This is a genomic window from Alteromonas sp. CH_MED4-4 (genome assembly GCF_037029575.1).
Taxonomy (GTDB): Bacteria; Pseudomonadota; Gammaproteobacteria; order Enterobacterales; family Alteromonadaceae; genus Alteromonas; species Alteromonas macleodii.
The window spans coordinates 1-19632 of record NZ_JAYMEU010000002.1; the positions used below are offsets into that span (position 1 = coordinate 1).

The window sequence follows — 19632 nt, forward strand, 5'->3', positions numbered from 1 at the left end:
CGAATATATGGCAGCAATGAATCACGTTATTAAATCAACACGGTGTCTTGCAATCGGAGAGGGTCCATATATGGTATAAGGGCCTTCGGGTAACGTGAAAGGCTGCGTTACTGGCAAGAAAGCAAGTTATTCTGTGAAATCGGTGTGGTAAAGTGCATACAACAAGTTGTATTGAATAGTTTAGAGAAGCAGGTAACCCGTGAGTTACAAATATGTAGTGGGTATTGACGGTGGTGGCACCCGGTGCCGTGCATTGTTGCAAGATATTGATGGCAATACATTAGGTGAAGGGGCGGCAGGCCCTGCAAATATAATGACCAACCCCGAACAAGCAATGGGATCGGTAATAGACGCAACGTTAGACGCAATAGACAGTGCTTCGTTGCCGATTACATGCGAAGAAGTGTTGCTAGCTGCTGGATTGGCAGGGGCGAATATTCCTCAAGCAAAGCATTCTTTTTTGGCGTTAGACAACCCATTTGCCGATACCGTGGTAATAAGTGATTTACACGCCGCTTGTTTGGGCGCGCACGACAATCAGTCTGGAGCCCTTATTATTTGCGGTACAGGTTCAGCGGCAACCCGTTACGACAAGGGGGTATTTACTGACAAAGGTGGTTACGGTCTGCAAGTTGGCGATGATGCAAGTGGTGCGTGGTTGGGCTTATCAGCTATAAAGCATGTACTGCTTTCTTATGACGGCGTAGAGCCCGTTAGTGAATTAAAGAAGCGAATTTGTGAGCACCTTAATTTAGCGTCACCTCTGCAATTAGTGACCTTGGTGGCAAATTACAACGCTGCAGATTTTGGTGATATTGCCCCAGTGGTTATACAGGCTTATCGAGACCAGTGTGCCGCCGCGACCTCTCTTATTCGAAAGGGAGCAAATTACCTCAATCAGTTGGGTGAAGCATTGATTAATCAGGCTTCTACATTGCCGCTATGTTTAGTTGGTGGCCTTGCTGATGTTTACACGCCTTTACTTTCGCCTTCTATCTCTTCTAATTTAACAGCGCCGCTAAAAAGTGCTGAATATGGCGCTATCAGCTTTGCCAAAAGAGTAAAAAGCGAATGAAAGAATCGATTACTGTCGAGCAGGTTTTAACGCCAAAAGGTTGGCTTGAAAACCAAACCATTACTGCTGATAGCGGCAAGATAGTCAGTATTAGCGATGCGACCTCAGCAGAGCTCAGTAGTATTTACAACGGAAAGCTCATTCCCGGTTATTTCGACACGCAAGTGAACGGCGGTGGTGGTGTGCTTTTTAACCATAGCCCTTCTGCCGCTATAGTAGAAACCATGGCGCTGGCTCATCTTCGTTTCGGCACAACGTCAATGTTGCCAACTATCATTACCGATAATGCTTCAACAATGGCTCAGGCGGCGGATGCCATTGCGGAAGTAATGGCGGGCGGCCCAGAGTGCATTAAAGCGTTAATAAAAGGGATTCACTTTGAGGGGCCCTTTTTGAGCAAAGCAAAAAAGGGCGTGCACGAAGCACAATTTATAAGAATGCCTTCTGACGCAGAGCTTGCAACCTTATGTCGTAAAGATATTGGTAAAGTCTTACTTACTGTCGCACCAGAAACGGTGAGTACTAGCTTCATAAAAGAAATGGTTACTGAAGGAGTTGTGGTTGCAATTGGGCACACCAATGCCAGCTATGAGCAAGTCCAGGCGGCTATCGACGCGGGAGCTACAGGCTTTACGCATTTGTACAACGCTATGTCTGCATTAACCTCCCGGGAGCCAGGAGCCGTTGGTGCAGCGTTGCTTAATGACACCGTATATTGTGGTTTTATTATCGATCATCACCACTTACATCGCAAAAGTGCTGAGTTGGCATTAAATGTGAAAACTGCCAACCGCGCCGTGTTGGTTACCGATGCCATGGCGCATGTGGGCAGTGATATTGAGCGTCTTCACTTTTTTAATACCGAGATTGTTAGGCATGGCGATAAACTGACTACGCCAGATGGCAAAACACTGGCTGGCTCGTGCTTAGATATGCATAGTGCAGTTTTGAATGCGCACAATGATTGCGGTGTAACGTTAGAAGATGCGAGCAAAATGGCGAGTGCCACGCCGGCTCAATTTATGGGGCTAGAGAGTGACATAGGCAGCATTACCGAAGGTCAGCGCGCAGACTTTTTACTGCTTAATTCCGCCAATGCACTGACCCACGTTTTCAGTAATATGAGAATGGTCTTTTAGGTAGAAATTTAGTATTAACTTAAATGGCTTTGAAATAAGGAAGTGTTATGAAGTTTGTGACAAAGTTTACTGTTCTGTTAGCCGTATTAATGTTGGCTGCAGGGTGTGTTACGCAACGAGGTATGGATTCTGGCGAAAGCGTTCCTTCTCAACCTAATAGCGAGGAAGCCACGCCAACTGAAAGCACAGAGCAAGAAGATGTGGTGCAAGATGGCGACAGCGTAAATGATGGAACCACGAAAGGCGAATCGACTAAAGAGCCAGATAGCAAGCCAGTAGCGCCACCAAAACAAAAAGTTGGGGTATGGGTTAGCGCTAAAAAGTTTCCCACTCACACGCATATCGGTACCACTAAATTTAACAATTTTACGAAAGAATATAGCTACGACTGGCAATTGAACAACACGCTGTATAGCACATTCAAAAAAGCCATTGAGCAAAACAGTCGTTTCACTGCGGTGGATATCTCTTCTATGGTTGACGATGCAGGCGCCCTAGATTTTGTGATGGGTGAAGGAAATAACGGGGCATTCAATGACAAACAAAACACATTAAGAAAATCGTTGTTAGACAAAGGCATTGCCACTGTGATTATCGTTGAAGAAGCGCCGACGGTGGCTATTACCGAGTGCGGTACTTATGGATGTTCAGAGCATCAAAGCAAAGGGTTCGGACTGTTTACGCGTAGTTTTTTGGGTACCGATCACTATATTGCTTCGGCAAGCTTTAACGTTAGTATTGAGCGTTTAGACAAGCCAGTTGATATCTTAACGCTGCCAGTGTTTACCGAATTTCAAGATGATGCGCTAAAAAATGAGCGTGTTGAAGATTTCACACCGCCAGATAACTTTGATGAAATAACGGAACAAGAGTTAGCGCCAATTAAAAATACGATTGTTAACTACTTCGACCGCTTAGCGACAGCGGTTGGCAAGTATTTATCTGGTCAGTAAGCTTTTAATATACTGAAACAAAAAACGGGCACTTAAATAAGTGCCCGTTTTGTTATGTGGCTCACTTCATCTATTGATGAAGGCATCGATATATAACTACGCGTTTTCTTTATGCGCCAAAAACTCTTCGTAGTTTCCATCGAAGTGATTCAGTTTCTTGTCTTTAATTTCGATGATTTGCGTTGCCAGTGACGAAACGAATTCACGGTCGTGACTAACAAAAATAACAGTGCCATCAAACTTGTATAGCGCATTGTTCAAGGCTTCAATCGACTCCATGTCCATGTGGTTAGTGGGTTCATCCATTACTAAAACGTTGATGTCTTGAAGCATTAGCTTTCCGAACAGCAAACGGTTTTTCTCACCACCAGAACATACCTGCACGCGTTTGTTGAAGTCGTCAGACGTAAATAGCAAACGTCCTAACATACCTTTTATTTGCAGGTCATCGTGTTTGGGGCTACGCCATTGGCTCATCCACTCAAACATAGTGATATCTTCGGCAAAGTATTTAGCGTTATCCTGCGGAATGTAACCAATCGCAGCGTTTTCAGCCCACTTATAGCTTCCTGCGGTAGGTTCAATGTCATTAACCAAACACTTCAAAAGCGTGGTTTTGCCGGCCCCATTCTCACCAATAATCGCCAAGCGCTGACCAGCTTCTAATAGCAAGTTCGCGTTATCGAATAACGGAAGATCTGGGTAGCTATGGCCTAAGTCTTCAAGTGTGATGGCAAGGCGGTGAAGTTTCTTATGTTGGTTAAACACAATATAAGGCTTACGACGGCTAGACGCTTTTACCTCAGCTAATTCAATTTTCTCAAGACGGCGGGCACGCGAGGTGGCTTGTTTCGCTTTCGATGCGTTGGCAGAGAATCGCGCTACGAAGCTCTGTAGCTCTTCAATTTCCGCTGACTTCTTAGCATTCTCTGCATGAAGCTGTTCTTGAACGAGCATGGCAGCTTGAATGTAGTCGTCGTAGTTACCCGGATAAACGCGCAGCTCACCATAGTCGATATCGGCCATGTGCGTGCATACAGAGTTTAGGAAGTGTCTGTCGTGCGAAATAATAAGCATGGTCGATTTACGTTTGTTCAGCTCTTCAGCTAGCCAACTGATGGTGTAGATATCCAAGTTGTTGGTTGGTTCGTCTAGAAGCAGAATGTCTGGCTCGGCAAATAACGCCTGCGCCAAAAGCACACGTACTTTTTTACCAGGTGCTACTTCCTTCATTAGACCAAAATGATAGCTTTCGTCGATGCCAGCAGAGTTTAAGATATCGCCAGCGCGCGCTTCGGCGGTGTAACCATCCATCTCGGCGAATTGGGTTTCCAAGTCCGCCACGCGCATGCCATCTTCTTCGCTCATTTCAGCCTTGCTGTAAATGGCGTCGCGCTCTTGCTTAACTTCCCATAGTTCACGGTCACCCATGATAACGGTATCGACTACGCTAAACTCTTCAAACGCAAACTGGTCCTGACTCAAGATACCTAGCTTTGTGCCTGGCGCCATAGAAACGTTGCCCGACGATGGAGTAAGTTTACCGCTTAGAATTTTCATAAAGGTAGACTTGCCACAACCGTTTGCGCCAATTAGGCCGTATCGGTTGCCGTTGCCGAATTTTGCGGAAATATTTTCAAATAATGGCTTAGAGCCAAACTGCATTGTGATATTTGCGGTGGTAATCAAAACAGGTATCCAGGGGTAAAACGATGAGAAGAGATAGTAGTGAAAGCGATTGTCACTTCACTAATATATAAAAGCGCGCGCACTATAAGGAATTGAGGGCTACATGTCGAGGGAATTTTGAACAGTTTTTGCGCTGATGTGCTTTTGGCGAAGCTTATCAAGTATAAACTCGATTGCCTGACTGCTTTTGAATGAGTTATGTGACGAGTTAACAATTGTTGTGTCTTTTGCCTCAGGTAAATATGCGCTGCTATAACTGACCACAGAGTCAGTTATAGCAGCGCATTCTGTTTCTGACTGGCAATACAAGGTACTGGTTGAGCCAATAATAGAATAGCTCTCGCCTTCTACAGGAATGTCGGCTAACGCTGTCATCAGCGGGTGATTGGGGCGCAACACTTGGACGCTATCTGGCCCGTAGTTTTGCAAGAAAGGAAGCATAGCAGCGGTTAATCTGCTCACGCCTACTTTTTCGATAAAGTTTTTAAATAGCGCTTTAAAACCAAAAGGGAGTGTGATGAGTGAAGAGCCTAACGACCCTATAAGGCTATTAGCTATTTCTGAGCCTCGGTGTGGCGTGTCGAGAAAAAACACCGTATTCTCTTTATACACAGGATTAAATATAAATATATCTCGCAACATTTCATCGCCTTCAGCCAGTAGCGCTTCTGGAGGCTCTGTGAAAGTAGTATCCCATAACGTGTTATCTGAATGCGTTGAAATCAGCTTTGCGATTACGCCGCCCATACTATGTCCTATCAATACCGCAGATGAAGAAGCGCCTTCCGATGACGCTATCCGCTGGTTTAGCTTGTACAGTAAATTGCGAATTCGCATGGCGTTATAGAAAGGAGGAGGGCCTGACGGGTAGTACACGTGCAATATCTGATAGTGTTGAGATAATTCTTCGTCATTGAAAATAGCCATTGTGAGATACCGCCAAATTAGCGGGTCTGAATTGAGGCCATGAATCATAATAATTGGGGTTTTGACTGAAGAAAGCTCTCCAATACTAAAGACTCCCATTCTCTTTTCAGCGTCTTGTGCATTAATAAATCCTAGCCAGCTGAAATTATGGATGTCGGCATTTTGTAATAGGGAAAGGTAAGCGGCAGCAGGTGAGTACCGTTGCGTGTATGTGTTGTTTCCAACCAGTATTTCGGTAGGCACATCGACATGTTGGGCTTGCAAGGATATGTGAATTCTAAGCCCTTTCAATGCAACCGACTCAACTTGAAGGGAGTAAGGCGAGTAGATACCTTCTAGTGGATAGTTTAGGTCAAGGCTACGGCCATTCTGTGCTTGGTTGCTAATTCGAGCCACTGCAGCACCGCCAAGTTCACCAAATACCTTAGGAGAGAGGCGAGCGTCTAAGGCTTCTATTTCTGAAACTAAAACGAGCTCGCTTGGGCCCGAGTAGTTAACCTGAATTAAGTTGTCAGTTGTATGTCTAAGACGGAATAACTTGTTTACTGCGAGGTTATACCCGTCGATCCCTATAGCACGATGCGCATCGGAAAGACTGTCTCTTTTTAACAAGGTAATGTAGCAATCGAGCGCAAGCGCGATATCTAATGTAGTACTTTGCTCGTACGACGTGCACCGAGCAGCCAGTTGTATGTTGTCGAAGTGGCTTAAGTCGGGCAAATAGCCATATCCGTATGCACCGGCCAAAGACAAAGGGGATACTTTTTTACGCATAAACTTATCTGAACTGCATGCACTAATACAGCAGACAGTCGCTACCAATACCCAATAAATGAGATTCTGCTTGATGCGCATTTCACCCAAACGCTAAAAAAAGTATTAACCTTTTATAGCGTGTTTTTGTCAAAAATTGCACCTCAAACTTAACTCCATATGGTATGAGGCGTGAAACAAGCGTTTCGAATCCCCCGCTCATTCTACAGATTGCCCCTTATGGTTTGTTGCTTCTTTTATATTAGTGGCAAGCAAATAATTCCAGCATAAAGAAAATATTACATAAAAGTCAGCGCGCGGTGATGCATCAATGCAGAATTAACGAACAGAGCTTTGATCAGCATTTTTAGTATAAAGGTTACTTAAATCGTTATTTTAAAGAGAAAAAATGGAATCTTGTCTATTATGAAAAAAAGCATTTTTAGTTGGTCTTAATCTTGCTGTGCTTATCTACTGAAAATAAACCGCAGAGCGCAAATGCGTCTGCTGAATCAGTGCGAAGTTTTATTTCACTCTAGTTTATCGTGAGTTAGGTAACGCAAAAGAAGAATAAAACTGGGCATTTTAAAGAGGGAAACATCATGAAATTTTTGAAAAAAATTGCGATTGGTTGCTTTTCGGCAACGGTTTTAATGTCAGGCAGCGTGCATGCAGAAGCAATTAGCTCAGATTCCGTAATGCAAACTCAAGCCGCTCACTACAATAAGCAGCAGCTAATTGACATGGTTAATCGTGCAGACGTGCAGAGTAAATTGGTTAGCTTAGGTGTAGATAGCAACCAAGCTATCGCCAGAATCAACGGCATGACCGACAGCGAAATTGCCCAATTAAATGATGAAATTAATCAAGCGCCAGCGGGTGGCGTTGTGGGCGCAGTGCTTACCGTACTTGCTATTATCGCAATTTTGGACCTAATTGGTGTAACTGACGTTTACCCATTTATTCGTCCAGTGAACAGCTAATTGAATGATCAATTCAGTTAAAAAGGCCTGCGCGTTAGCAGGCCTTTCGCTTCTATTTTTGCTTTCAGGCTGTCAGTCCACACCTCAAGCTGACAAGCTGCGGCAAGAGGGACTTGCCTCTTTACCTGAATCTCACACTATTCAATCTGTTCCGTTTTTCCCCCAAGAACAGTTTTATTGCGGGCCTACCACACTATCTGAAGTGTTTGGTTATTATGGTGAAAGCACCTCTCCAAATGATATTGCGCCTAAGTTGTTCATTCCCAGTAAAGAAGGGAGTTTACAACTAGAAATGGTGAGCGCTACCCGACAATTTGGTTTTTTGCCATATTCTGACCGAGGGACTTTATCGTCAATTATGTCGTTAGTTAAAGACGATATCCCAGTGATTGTTTTTCAAAATTTGTCCATCCAGTTATTACCCCAATGGCACTACGCTGTTGTTATTGGGTTCGATAGTGATAAGGGGACGGTTACTTTACATACCGGCCTTACGCCTAATCACGAAATGTCGCTTGAGCTTTTTGAAAGAACGTGGGGAAGAGGAAATTACTGGTATTTGGCACCAGTTCCTCCTAATGTAACCTCGCCTGAGATGACATCGTTCACTTATGTAAGTGCGGCTTACGACATGCTTAAAGTGGGAGATAAAGCGCGTTCATTGGCGTTTTTGGAAACCGCGTCGCATACATGGCCAACGTACTGGTTAAGTTATTTCCTGATTGCCAATTATTACTTAGAGCAAAACGACAACCAAGCCGTGGCTTGGTTTGAGAAAGGCTATGAAGTGGGGCAGCACCAACATGTTTATGTTCACAACTACGTATTAGCTTTGCGCGAAAACAACATGCCCGAGAAGGCAAATACAATTCTAAAACAGGGGCTTGAACGCTTTCCCAATAACGAACCGCTGTTAACATTGGCTGAGAAATAAACCTAAACTTTAAGAGTATTCGCATTTACGAAAACTTATCGTCTACTATTAACCTAGGAAGTAATTGTGAAAGTAGGCTATGCCAAAAATACTGAGCTCATCAACAATTTCGTACGAGAACGGAGTAGTCACCACTCGACTCTACGGCGCGTTTAATGAAAAAAGTGCGGAAGACTACAGCGATCGTCTTTTTAAACTAGTCATAGGACTGAATCAACGACCCTTTTCCCTTCTGGCAGATATTAGCCAAGTTGAAGGTGCAACTCCTGAGGCCTTCGATATACTCAAGCGTATTATAAAACGGCTCCCTGATATGGGATTAATCGCGAAAGCTTATGTTTATAAAGGACCTGTTATACGCGGAATAATGTTTCAGAGGATCCCCGAGCTCAAAAGTATGGATTATCTTTTTTTCACAGATATTGACGAAGCTTCTTCGTGGTTGTCTCGCGAATATGAACGCAAACTATCTCTGCTCTCTGATTCCTAATTAGCCTGTAATAAGTTAATAGCACAGTTAACTTTCTCATTTCCCACATCTGGTTGGTGCAGTTAACTCTAGTGGTTAACCCCTATGGTGGATGGGCGTTTTTTGCTCGATCCTAATTTGGTTAACGCTATCTAGTCGTTGCTCAGTATTAACGCTGAACGCATTGATAGCTCCAAATTTTAAGGATTGAATAATGAAAAAAAGAACCCTTATATATGCTGCGGTAGCAGCGGCTCTACCTTTCGTAGCAAGCGCCTCCAAAGTACACGCACCCTTAGATACTTCATCGCACCGCATTGCTGAAATAAATCTGACTGACAATGTTGTTAACCCGCCAGCAAACAGCTTGTTTCAAATGGCGTTAGACCAACTGCAAACCACATTCCCATCATCTACATTACGAACAGCTAATGGCCATTTAGATAGTGTTTTTGGTATTGCCATTGATGTTTCAGGCACGTCGCCTGAACAGATGGGGTATGACTTTATTAGTCGACATTCTGCCCTTTTAGGTGGACTAAGTGACGGGGATTTTCTTTTTAACCCTCACCGCAGCAAAGCAGCATTGGGTGGTCATTTAGTGAGGTTTGACCAAGTCATTGATGGAGTAAAAATCAAAGATAGAGGTGTCGGCCTCTTAATAGATGAGTCTCAGGTGGTGAGAGCGCTGTTTGCCGATACAGCTATAAATACGCCTATTGCTAACTCTCAAGTTCTTTCTGCTAATAGCGCGATCAGCGTGGCAACCGCGGATTTAGCGTCTTACAAACGAGCATTGCCAATAGAAGCTCTTGATGTACTGAACCCTGCCTTTTCTCAAATAGAAAAAAGCCTTGGCATTTTCGCCAAGCCAGTGCCACAGAAAGTGGTGGTACAAGATGACAATAAACTGAAACTCGCATGGAAGTTCTTCTATTACTCTTCAAATCCCTTTGGTGTGTTTGAGTATGTCATCGATGCCCAGTCAGGAGACATTCTGGCGCGTAATGATCGGGTCAAAACCATTCTTCCTTTAGGTGAAAATGAAGTTACGCAAACGGGGCAGGTTGGCTTAGTTCAGCAGACTGCGGATTATTTCCCAACATTTCCACCCATTACGCCATCGATGCAAAGTGAATGTCTGATAGAGGACGATGCAGGTGGCTACACCGGCAAACCGAAAGGGATGGAACGCATTAATCTACGTAAGTTTGACGATTCTAACTTTGTGACGGGTGTTGAAGGTTTGCTTACAGGTAAGCACGCGCTTATTGAAAGCGCGATGCTGACAAAAGGGCCTTTTCCACAAGCGGCAACGGGTACGTATCACTTCAGTGAGGATGCTGCCATTGAGGCAAGACCTGTCGAAGATGATCATGTAACGCCTTCTACGGCACATCACATTGACGGCATCAGCCAGTTTATTTACATCACCACATTGCTCGAATATTTAGATTACCTTCATAAAGACGGCGATGCTGTGCATAGTCGTGGCGTGGGCGATGGCTCGTTTCCAAATAGCTACCCTAACGAAGCGGTACCGTTAACTGGTGTGGTACATATTCCGAATGTGCTCGACCCACCAGATAATCCAGCAGATCCTGAGTTTATGGCTAAGCTATTGGGCTTGGACAACGCATTCGCAGTGCCGTTATCACAGGAAATTGCAGGTGAAGAGGTCGTGGTTAACCCGACAGCTTACGGCCATGGTTACTTATTCAACAACCTAGCAATGGATTTCTCGGTTCCCATTCATGAAGGCACCCATGCGACAATTACCCCTATCGCAGGTTTTGAAGGCGAGCCAGAAGGTGGCGCGCTTAACGAAGGGCAAGCCGACCTATGGGCATACACAGTTGGTGAAACACCAGATTTAGGGACTTACCCCGTTAATTCGTGCGATTTACGAAAATTCTTAAGAGAGCAGGGGGTTAATCCCGACTCATTTGAGTTTATTCGTTCTGCACAGAGCCAAATTCGTTATTCACAATTAGGTACAAGAGACAACGCATTTGAAGTGCATCGTGATGGAGAAATTTACGCGGGTGCAATGTGGGATTTAAGAGAGCTTATGGTGGCGCTGCAGCCTAGACAAGACTTTGTTCGCCCCGACCCAGTTACCGGCGATCCTACCCAAGAAACTAGCTTGGGCAAAGAAACGTGGGAACGTATCTTCCTAGGCTCAATGTACGTGCTAGGAATATCTGCACCAGACACTTTCGTGCGCGCACGGGATGCAGTGTTAGTTGCAGATGCCGCTTTATATCCTACCGATCCTTTAGATTTAACTTCACCGGGTCGTCATCATGCATTAATTGAGCGTGTTTTTGCTGCTAGAGAGCTAGGTGCGAACGCGAAAGCACCATTAGGCGGTCGACAGACTATATCAACGGCAGTGAGCGAGTTTACGGCTACCCAGGCTAAGCCATCGACACCAGACGCTATAGACGCGCATATCATTTCTGATGACGCGATTGAAATTACGTGGGAAACCGTACCTGACGCTTTTGCTTATCAATTGCTAAAACGCAAAAAAGGGTCGAGTGCGCGTTTGTTTACGGGTGTACCAACCCGAGAATACTTTGACGGCGACCTCACATTCTCTGGCTTCACCCATGTTGAATTTATAGTGGGCGATAATCGCTACATAGACAAAGGGCAAGGTTTAGGGCGTGGAGCAGGTCAAGGCATAGACTCGTTTGACTATGAATACGTAGTACGTGCAATCAGCCTTAACCCTAATCAGCAAGTTGGTTTTTCTAATATGTCAGGGATTGCTTCAACCGGCTTAAACACGGTGGATGTGAGTGAGCAAGTTGACTACAAGGTGGGTAATGTAAACTACAATAACGGTATCTTTGCCTTTGATATTGCGTTGATAAATACTGGCGACGAGAGAATTTACGGTCCAGTTGATTTCGATATTACTCATATTAGCAATGGCAGTATTACCGTATTGAATGCAGATAATGGTGGCACTGGTAAAAACGGCGACATAGCAAGGTTCCGTTTCGATCAATCGCTAGATGTAGACAGAACATCTGCACTGCGTTATCTAAAGTTTGATAACCCAAATGGAAAACTCTTTACGTTCCAAGCGCGGATCAGCGGCTACGAAGCTGGCGCTTCGTCAACCGGTAGAGGAGAAACGCCTACCTTTGATACGTCTGAGCCAAAAGAACAGTCTGTGGTTTACCATAATATTGAGGAGCACACGGGTGTTGTCTTAATTGGCGCAGCGGATGAAGCATTGGTTGATGGCGTTGACTATGTTGATATCCCGTTTACAGCGCTGCCAAGTGCGTCAAGTGTAGTTGCAACGCTGAGCGCTGATGTTGAGGTAGTAGCGGTGCCAGATCTTGACTTTGAACTGCTCGATGCCGAAGGCAATATTATGGCGAGCTCCGGCAACTTGGGCTCTAATGAGCAAGTTGGCGGTGGCATTGTCCCCGGAGAAACCTATCGGGTTCGCGTGAATGGTTGGGCTAACGGCCCGACGTCATACCGGGTTGTTATTGATCAGTTTGTAAGTGATATTAACGACGCAAACGTTGATCAAAATGGTAATGCGACAACGGGAACAGTAACGTTTGAGTTTAATCCCGTAACAGGGAAAGTAATACCTTTGAACTTACTTAATTAGTCGCCCGTGAAAACACGAAGAATCTAGGCTAACTAGAAGAAAGGTCACCTACCAACAACTGCCTTTCTAAAGGCCTATAAAACAAACCAAAGCCCTATGTTGTGAAAACTGCATAGGGTTTTTTTATTAAACTCGCCCTCCGGGAAGGTCTGGCAAGTATCCTAGCTTCGTTCATTCCCACGCTTCGCTAGGAAACTTGCCTGCGCCTTCTGAGTGGGCAATTATCTATGCGGATTGGTATAACTGGTGCACCTTTTGCCTCTTCTTTCACGTACTAAGGTGTAGCTTAAAATAAAAAGTGCCTACTTATATATGCAGGAGCCCCGTCAGCCGTGGACAGCACTCAACTTCTTGAAAACCAGCAGGCAATAGCAATAGCCGGATTAGTAGGCGTTGTTATTGTGCTTTTCATTGTTAAACGACTTATTTTGGTGCGTTTGAAAGCTAAAGCGCGTTCAGAAAACAGCAGTATGTCTGATATCTATCGCGTGCTTGTGCTGTCGTTAAATGCCCCACTTAATTTGCTTATCTGGGTTATTTTCCTGCTGTTGGTTAAAAGTATTGTTTCAGTATTTCAGATAGAAGATGAAGGGGCGATTAAAGCGCTAACCATTGTTATCGAAGCTGGCCTCATCATTACTTTATTTCTCTTCTTCGAGCGTTTTGTCACTTACTCGTTGAGCCGTTATCGCGACCAGTCAACCATAGTTAAAAATACTAGCGCAATTGCTGGTGGAGCAGTTAGAGCGCTTTTCGCTGTATTAGCAATTTTGATTATATTAAGCACCATGGGGGTGTCGGTAACACCCATTGTTGCATCGTTAGGCATTACTTCGCTCGCAGTAGCATTAGCGCTACAGCCAACGCTTGAAAACTTCTTCTCGGGTATTCAGTTGGTAATGGATAAGCCCATTCGTATAGGCGACTTCATAGAGCTGGATTCCGGAGAACAAGGTTTTGTAGAGAAAATAGGATGGCGCTCCACGTGGGTTAGAATGCTACCTAACAACATCGTGATCATGCCTAACAGTAAGTTGTCTAATTCAAAGTTGATTAACTACTACTACCCTGAACGCGAACTGTCGGTGCCTGTTGAAGTTGGCGTGCATTATAGCTCTGATTTAGAGCATGTTGAAAACGTATGTTTAGAGGTTGCCAATACTATTCTAGAGCAGCACGAGTTTGGTGTTGAAACTTATCAACCTTTTGTTCTGTTTCACACTTTCGACAATTCTAGTATCAACTTAACAGTAATGCTGAGAACCCGTGAATACTTTAACCGCTTCTTCATAAAGAGCGCCTTTATAAAAATGCTTAAAAAGCGTTTTGATGAAGAAGGGATTGTCATTCCATTTCCAATTACTGCGCTTAACCTAGAGCAGGAAGGTGCAGCTCAAACCACAGAGAATTTAACGCCCAAAGCTTAAAAATCTCGCTAAATATGACTTGAGCAAATGATGTCTCAGACTTCTGACGGGGAGTTTTCGCCAAAAATAGTCAACATGCGTTTATCCGTATCGCTCTCTTTTCTATACAGCGTTTGTTTTCCCCGAGTGATTTTTGACTCCTCAAAAGATACCGGTGGCAATTTAGGTTGTAGTTCTCTTTTCTATAAAGAAAATTAACTTTAAGTTTTTCAAGGTTATACCGTCTATTGTATATTTTTTGTTATATTTATTAATAATTTGTTATTAATGCGATTGTTAATTATTTCCTTTTGCCTGCTACTATCTTTTTGCTACCGGTGGCAAATGGGCGGTAATTAAGTTCCGTTAGTTCGCGTGAAAAGAAGAACTAATTGAAGTTGTCTTGTTGAGTAATTGAAGCAGTACGCCCTTCTAATTATTAATCTAAGGACAAAAAATGAAAAAGAACTTACCGATATTTCAATCGACGATAATTGCATCATCAATTGCCTTTGCCGTCTCTACGTCTGCAGTTGCTTCAGGTTTTCACACACAGAACGGAGGCACGACAGGCGGTCAAGGTGGACAAGTAGTACAAGCTTCTACGGGTAAACAAATTCACGAAGCATTGTGTAATAGAAACACCTCAGAAACGCCAATCATTATTCAAGTCTCGGGTACAATCAATCATGGTAATACTGAAAAAGTGTCTGGAGACAGCTGTAATACCGCAGAAGACAAAATTGAGTTAAAAGACATCGCGAATGTGACACTTATTGGTGTAGGCGGTGGCGCTACATTTGACCAGCTAGGTATACACATAAGGAATTCCCAAAACATCATTATAAGAAACGTTCATGTTAAAAACGTCAAAAAATCGGGCTCACCCACGTCAAATGGCGGAGACGCGATAGGGATAGAAAAAGACGTTCGCAACGTATGGGTTGACCACGTAACCTTAGAAGCTAGTGGTGGTGAAAGTGATGGTTATGACGGCTTGTTCGATGTAAAGGATAACTCGAAATACATCACCTTATCTTACAGCATTTTACGTAACTCAGATCGAGGTGGTTTGGTAGGTTCAAGCGAATCACAAGTCAATAACGGTCCGATCACCTATCACCACAATATCTTTGACAATTTGAACTCGCGCGTTCCCCTTGTAAGGGGGGCAACAGCTCACATTTACAATAACTACTATGACGGCGTTCGCTCTTCAGGGATTAATTCCCGCGCAGGAGCCGAAGTCAAAGTAGAAAACAACTATTTCGAAAATAGTAAAGATCCACTGGGTACGTTTTATACAACAACTGACGGTTATTGGCAGGTTGCGGGAAACACTTTCGGAAGTGGCGTAACGTGGAGCGACTCAGACAGTGACTATGAACCTGCAGGGCCAAACGTTCAATCTACAGCATCAATATCTATCCCCTATAGTTACTCGCTAGATGGGGCATCTTGTATACGAGATATTCTTGAGAACACCGCTGGTGCCAACAAGAATCTTGCAGTATCAGACGGTAGCTGCGGTTCAACTGGTGGCGGTGGCGATACCGGAGGTGATGATACAGGAGGTGGCGACACAGGGGGAGGTGATAATGGTGGCGGCGATGATAACTCAGGAGGTAATCCGCCAAGCGGCACCAACTTAGCGTTAAATGCACAATCTGACGGTAGCTCTAAGTACAGTGGAACAAGTTACGGGAACGTAAGGGATGGGGATGTATCTACTTACTGGTCTCCGAGCGGAACGACGGGAAGAATTAGCATCAAACGCTTGAATACGACAGTAAATACTGTACGGGTAATTGAGACCTCTTCTACTCAAGGTGCGGTAACTTCATGGCAACTTGTGAACAATGACACAGGCAGCGTATTGGCATCAGGAAACTCAATTCCAAGTACGATTTCGTTTTCAAATACCAATTTGGATAAAATCAACTTTGTCATCGATTCTGCAACACAACGACCACAAATTGCAGAGTTTGAGGTGTATTTAGATTAAGTCGGTTGCGCTTGTTCTAAACCTTTTTAGGTGACTCTCTGTGAGAGTTTATTTAACTCAATAAAAAAGCCACGTTGTGTAACGTGGCTTTGTTGCGAGTACGTTAACCCATCAAAGGTGTTAGAAGGTGTAACGTGCAGATACGCCTAGTAGGTCAACATCATCAGCTATAACGTAAGTTGCGCCGAAAGAGAGTTGTGGTGTAAAGAAATAGTCTGCGCCAATTTCAAAAGCTGTTTCGTCGTCTTCAATGTCGATATAGCGGATAGCACCGCGAAGCTCAAATTGCTCTGACAGCATCGAACGAATACCGGCAGTAATGCCATAGCCATTGTCGTCAGCTTCAGCAGAAGCGAAGCTTGAGTCTAGGTCAACATCCACATACTCATACGTCAACTCACCAAAAAAGTCAGTTGTTGTAGTTAAACCATAGCGGTAACCAACCCCTGCAGAGATATAGTCAAGTTCACCGTCAACACCATATTCGTCTTCACTCAACTGACCATAACGACCTGTCAGGTATACATTTTCGTTAAGTGATTTGAAGCCTTGAATTTGAAAACCGGTTGGCTCGAAGTCGCCTGCGTCTTCAATATCTGCTTGTACGTATCCAGCTTTAACGAAGTCATATGAAGGCGAAGCTGCGAAAGCATTTAAAGAAAGCGCGCCAAAGATACTGGCGAGAATAGTACGTTTCATTGTTTCTAATATCCTTTTAACAATAATTACTCCCAACCACTTCGGGAGCCTCATCATTATGGGGATGGATTTTAGAAATCAAATGGGCAACACGACTCGATTTTCACTATTAAACACCTTAAATGGTGTACGTTTTATCATTGCAACGGCATTGCCGTACAAGAGCTGAGTTAATTCCTCTTCAGTGTTGTACAGATGAGGATACTTGCAACGCTTAAGCTGCAAGAGGACAAACAAAAAGAAATGATAGGTTCTAGGGTAATTAAGGTCACCGCGTAAGCGCCTATTGCTGCCCCTGTTAGGTGAAAAAAGCCGGTTAGTGCCGCTAAAAAACCTGCGGATTTATCAGAGTAGCCAAGCATGATAGTTACGCTGCAGGGCATTGCAATACCAATAAAAAAGAAGGTGATATAGCAATAAGTCAAAATACCCATTAACCCTTTTATTGCGAAGGGGGAAATAAGTAACCAAAAAAGCACAGAAAGCACAGCGATAAACAAGCTTGAATACTTGAATTTAAACAATGGTGAAACAGAGGCTAGTCGAATATTGATTATGCTTCCCATCACAAGAGACAGCGTGGCTAGAAGCGAATATATCGAGAACACAGTTTTGGTGAGTCCGAATTGCTGCATTATCATTGACGGCGAGATGGTAATGAAGCTAAACACAATGCCATAAAGTAGTCCGCTGGCCATCCCCACTGAGACGATTTTCATCATTGTGCTTTTAATAAGCGCTAAAGTATCGCTAAAGACGTTCTCTGAGGTTGTCGGCATATACTGTTTGAGGGTGGTGGAAACTGAAAACAGTAAAAGTAAGGCGAATACTCCCATTACTAGTACAAAATAAAAGATAGATGAAACTCCGAAGGACTCGCCAATTAGTGTACCTACTAGTGGCGCTATTGCTGGCGCGATAGCGAATGCAATGTTGATAAACGAAAGTGAAACATTCAGCTGCTTTTCGCTAAATATCTGACGCGACAGTCCGCGCGATACTGATACACCAACCCCACCGCCTAAGCCTTGAATGACTCTTCCTACAAGAAAGGTATTTTCTTCGGTGGCAAGTGCCACCATAAGCGTACCGGCGATGAATACAAAGACTCCATACAGTAGAAACTTTTGTTTGTTTAGGTAGTCGCAGGCGACACCAGACACTAACTGAGAAAGTGAGAACGCGATAAGAAACACGGCCACGCTTTTTTCAATTATTCCCACATAGCTGTCGTATATAGCAGCCAAATCAAAAAAGAAGGGGCTATAAATGCTGGTAGAGAGTTGGCCAAGAATAGACAAAATGGTGAAGGTTACCGTCAGCGAATAAAACGTATGGCGTGACATGGTGTGCTTCATCTAAGGGGAACCAAACTATGGGTAAAGAAACAGTGCAGTTAGGCTACAGATTTGGTGTTACAGTTTTAATAAAGACGCTTTTTTTGAATTTGAGAAAACTGATATCGTGATGATATAAGCGAGTGGTGACTAGTAATTCTAGAAAAAATGGTGGCCCCACCCTGACTTGAACAGGGGGCAGCTTTAATAGCATAAAAGAGATAAAACAATAGAGGGAGTTTCTGACTCCCTCGAGTATCAGCGAGTTTGTAGTAGCTCAGCCTGCTTCACTACTGAATTCTGAGATTCTACAGCTCTATCAATAACACGGCTGTATACTTTTTTCTTTTTAGACGAGTCGGCGTTGCGAACGAACTCAGACAGGCTGGAGTTGTACTTTGTTGTCTGGCCGTTTTTTAATCTGGCAAACATCATTATTCTCCCATTTTATTGCCCAATTAATGAGCGGGCATCGATTGTATCAGGGTAGTAAGCGTCTCGCGAGTAAATTTATGCTTAACATGATTTTCTACAGCCTGAATGTTCGCGTGGTACATGCGAGTGCCCCCCTCGTTGTCCTTTAACAGTAGATCTATTTTTATCTGACCACCAAATTGTTGCTTTAGTTTCCGTACTACCGCTTGAGATTCTAAAAATTGCTCTACAAATATTTCAGGGTTAATCCGTCTACCTTCGACTCGCTCTCTAGATTGAACAAACTTCCATGCTAACTCTGGTGACTGGTATACGAACAATACGAGAACTGCGCGACCTCGATCAATAGCCCGTTTAATGTTTTTCTCTGCTATAGCGTAATTTGATAGCGTTCCATCAAGTAAAAATGATTGCTTACGCTTAAACGCATTGTCCAGAGTTCGTTCTACAATAGAAGAGACAGCTCTTTGAAATAGGAATGAATTGTCTCCAGTGTATTGTTCGAAATAGTGGCGCAATTCGTCGGGATCTAATCGAATAACATTAGTAGCCTCAACTTCTTGCAGAAACTCTCTGGAGGTTTCGGTTTTCCCCGCGCCAGGGGAGCCGGCCATAAAGACCGCTACAGGCTCATCTTCAGGAGGGAATCTTTTTCTGTTAGTTAGCTCGTTTGCAATGGCAGTACGGTTCTTCTTAGCAAACTTAATCGCTTCTTGTTCAATACGCTTTTCGTCTTCAGTCATCTTGAGGTTTGCAACCGATACCGCTGATATTTATATACGTACAGTAACGTTCAGTAATAGATAAATAAATAAAAACTAGAAGGTAACAAATAGTTGATTACTTAAAAACTAGGCAAAGGAACAGCGTTGACTTGTACATTAAGGTCATTTACTTAAACGTTTTGAAGCAAATATTTCTGACTCCGTTTACCGTCGATACGAGTCAAAGGCACGTAATAGATATGTAAGCATATTCCGCTATGGAAGAAGATGGGGCAGTTCAGAAGTGAATTACCTACGTCGATATTGACTAATAATACTGTTCTGCTCTAGGACATTGTCAAGTACGTGGGTGAGAATATAGGAGGAGGTAGCCTAGATACAGTTATAAACGGTGGCGCTGCAACAGAGGCCGCTAGAAGAATTGAAGCTTTTGTAAGTTGTTGGGAAATCAGATAGCTTC

15 protein-coding genes are annotated in these 19632 nt (G+C 43.8%); 9 read left to right on the forward strand and 6 right to left on the reverse strand.

Going from position 1 to position 19632, the window contains the following annotated elements:
- Window positions 1-199 precede the first annotated feature (199 nt).
- From WA381_RS01495 to WA381_RS01505, 3 genes are read left to right on the forward strand one after another with little or no spacing between them, the layout of a single operon-like run.
- Window positions 200-1075 carry a BadF/BadG/BcrA/BcrD ATPase family protein gene (locus WA381_RS01495; RefSeq protein WP_156085995.1) on the forward strand — a complete coding sequence of 292 codons (876 nt, stop codon included), beginning with the start codon at window positions 200-202 and terminating at the stop codon, window positions 1073-1075.
- Complete coding sequence (gene nagA / locus WA381_RS01500) at window positions 1072-2214, forward strand: N-acetylglucosamine-6-phosphate deacetylase (protein WP_014951402.1); 1143 nt, start codon at window positions 1072-1074, stop codon at window positions 2212-2214. The genes WA381_RS01495 and nagA overlap by 4 nt, the downstream gene beginning before the upstream one ends.
- Before the next feature lie 47 nt (window positions 2215-2261).
- Window positions 2262-3167, forward strand: a complete 906-nt coding sequence (locus WA381_RS01505) for a hypothetical protein (protein ID WP_014951403.1) — start codon at window positions 2262-2264, stop codon at window positions 3165-3167.
- Between the two features lie 96 nt (window positions 3168-3263).
- Here the strand turns inward: WA381_RS01505 and WA381_RS01510 are convergent, their stop codons facing one another.
- A complete protein-coding gene (locus tag WA381_RS01510) occupies window positions 3264-4856 on the reverse strand; it encodes an ABC-F family ATPase (RefSeq protein WP_039230708.1) in 1593 nt (530 codons plus the stop codon).
- Between the two features lie 99 nt (window positions 4857-4955).
- Window positions 4956-6557 carry an esterase/lipase family protein gene (locus tag WA381_RS01515; RefSeq protein WP_231506416.1) on the reverse strand — a complete coding sequence of 534 codons (1602 nt, stop codon included), beginning with the start codon at window positions 6555-6557 and terminating at the stop codon, window positions 4956-4958.
- Between the two features lie 581 nt (window positions 6558-7138).
- Here WA381_RS01515 and WA381_RS01520 point away from each other — a divergent pair.
- The 6 genes from WA381_RS01520 to WA381_RS01545 all read left to right on the forward strand — a co-directional run bounded on the left by WA381_RS01520 (window position 7139) and on the right by WA381_RS01545 (window position 15976).
- Complete coding sequence (locus WA381_RS01520; protein ID WP_014951406.1) at window positions 7139-7519, forward strand: PA2779 family protein; 381 nt, start codon at window positions 7139-7141, stop codon at window positions 7517-7519.
- A 4-nt stretch (window positions 7520-7523) separates the two neighbouring features.
- Window positions 7524-8453 (forward strand): PA2778 family cysteine peptidase, encoded by a 930-nt coding sequence (locus WA381_RS01525; RefSeq protein ID WP_156085996.1) that lies wholly within the window; start codon window positions 7524-7526, stop codon window positions 8451-8453.
- 79 nt (window positions 8454-8532) lie between these two features.
- Window positions 8533-8943 (forward strand): hypothetical protein, encoded by a 411-nt coding sequence (locus WA381_RS01530; RefSeq protein ID WP_039224650.1) that lies wholly within the window; start codon window positions 8533-8535, stop codon window positions 8941-8943.
- Between the two features lie 193 nt (window positions 8944-9136).
- On the forward strand, window positions 9137-12565 hold the full coding sequence (locus tag WA381_RS01535) for a M36 family metallopeptidase (protein WP_156085997.1): 3429 nt from the start codon (window positions 9137-9139) through the stop codon (window positions 12563-12565).
- A 332-nt stretch (window positions 12566-12897) separates the two neighbouring features.
- Entirely contained in the window at window positions 12898-13992 is a 1095-nt protein-coding gene (locus WA381_RS01540) for a mechanosensitive ion channel family protein (RefSeq protein ID WP_156085998.1), read from the forward strand.
- A 436-nt stretch (window positions 13993-14428) separates the two neighbouring features.
- A complete protein-coding gene (locus tag WA381_RS01545) occupies window positions 14429-15976 on the forward strand; it encodes a pectate lyase family protein (protein WP_156085999.1) in 1548 nt (515 codons plus the stop codon).
- Between the two features lie 120 nt (window positions 15977-16096).
- Here the strand turns inward: WA381_RS01545 and WA381_RS01550 are convergent, their stop codons facing one another.
- The 4 genes from WA381_RS01550 to WA381_RS01565 form a co-directional block, all read right to left on the reverse strand.
- On the reverse strand, window positions 16097-16675 hold the full coding sequence (locus WA381_RS01550; RefSeq protein WP_156086000.1) for a porin family protein: 579 nt from the start codon (window positions 16673-16675) through the stop codon (window positions 16097-16099).
- 170 nt (window positions 16676-16845) lie between these two features.
- Window positions 16846-18021, reverse strand: a complete 1176-nt coding sequence (locus WA381_RS01555; protein WP_231506417.1) for an MFS transporter — start codon at window positions 18019-18021, stop codon at window positions 16846-16848.
- A 249-nt stretch (window positions 18022-18270) separates the two neighbouring features.
- A complete protein-coding gene (locus tag WA381_RS01560) occupies window positions 18271-18447 on the reverse strand; it encodes a hypothetical protein (protein ID WP_156086002.1) in 177 nt (58 codons plus the stop codon).
- A gap of 23 nt (window positions 18448-18470) precedes the next feature.
- Complete coding sequence (locus WA381_RS01565; protein WP_156086003.1) at window positions 18471-19190, reverse strand: zeta toxin family protein; 720 nt, start codon at window positions 19188-19190, stop codon at window positions 18471-18473.
- Window positions 19191-19632 lie beyond the last annotated feature (442 nt).

What these genes read in the sequence shown, in the direction of transcription:
- WA381_RS01530 (WP_039224650.1), top strand. Translation starts at nt 8,533, where the DNA reads ATGCCAAAAATACTGAGCTCATCAACAATTTCGTACGAGAACGGAGTA.
- WA381_RS01555 (WP_231506417.1), bottom strand. Translation starts at nt 18,021, where the DNA reads ATGTCACGCCATACGTTTTATTCGCTGACGGTAACCTTCACCATTTTG.
- WA381_RS01515 (WP_231506416.1), bottom strand. Translation starts at nt 6,557, where the DNA reads ATGCGTAAAAAAGTATCCCCTTTGTCTTTGGCCGGTGCATACGGATAT.
- WA381_RS01520 (WP_014951406.1), top strand. Translation starts at nt 7,139, where the DNA reads ATGAAATTTTTGAAAAAAATTGCGATTGGTTGCTTTTCGGCAACGGTT.
- WA381_RS01545 (WP_156085999.1), top strand. Translation starts at nt 14,429, where the DNA reads ATGAAAAAGAACTTACCGATATTTCAATCGACGATAATTGCATCATCA.
- WA381_RS01560 (WP_156086002.1), bottom strand. Translation starts at nt 18,447, where the DNA reads ATGATGTTTGCCAGATTAAAAAACGGCCAGACAACAAAGTACAACTCC.
- WA381_RS01505 (WP_014951403.1), top strand. Translation starts at nt 2,262, where the DNA reads ATGAAGTTTGTGACAAAGTTTACTGTTCTGTTAGCCGTATTAATGTTG.
- nagA (WP_014951402.1), top strand. Translation starts at nt 1,072, where the DNA reads ATGAAAGAATCGATTACTGTCGAGCAGGTTTTAACGCCAAAAGGTTGG.
- WA381_RS01525 (WP_156085996.1), top strand. Translation starts at nt 7,524, where the DNA reads ATGATCAATTCAGTTAAAAAGGCCTGCGCGTTAGCAGGCCTTTCGCTT.
- WA381_RS01565 (WP_156086003.1), bottom strand. Translation starts at nt 19,190, where the DNA reads ATGACTGAAGACGAAAAGCGTATTGAACAAGAAGCGATTAAGTTTGCT.
- WA381_RS01535 (WP_156085997.1), top strand. Translation starts at nt 9,137, where the DNA reads ATGAAAAAAAGAACCCTTATATATGCTGCGGTAGCAGCGGCTCTACCT.
- WA381_RS01550 (WP_156086000.1), bottom strand. Translation starts at nt 16,675, where the DNA reads ATGAAACGTACTATTCTCGCCAGTATCTTTGGCGCGCTTTCTTTAAAT.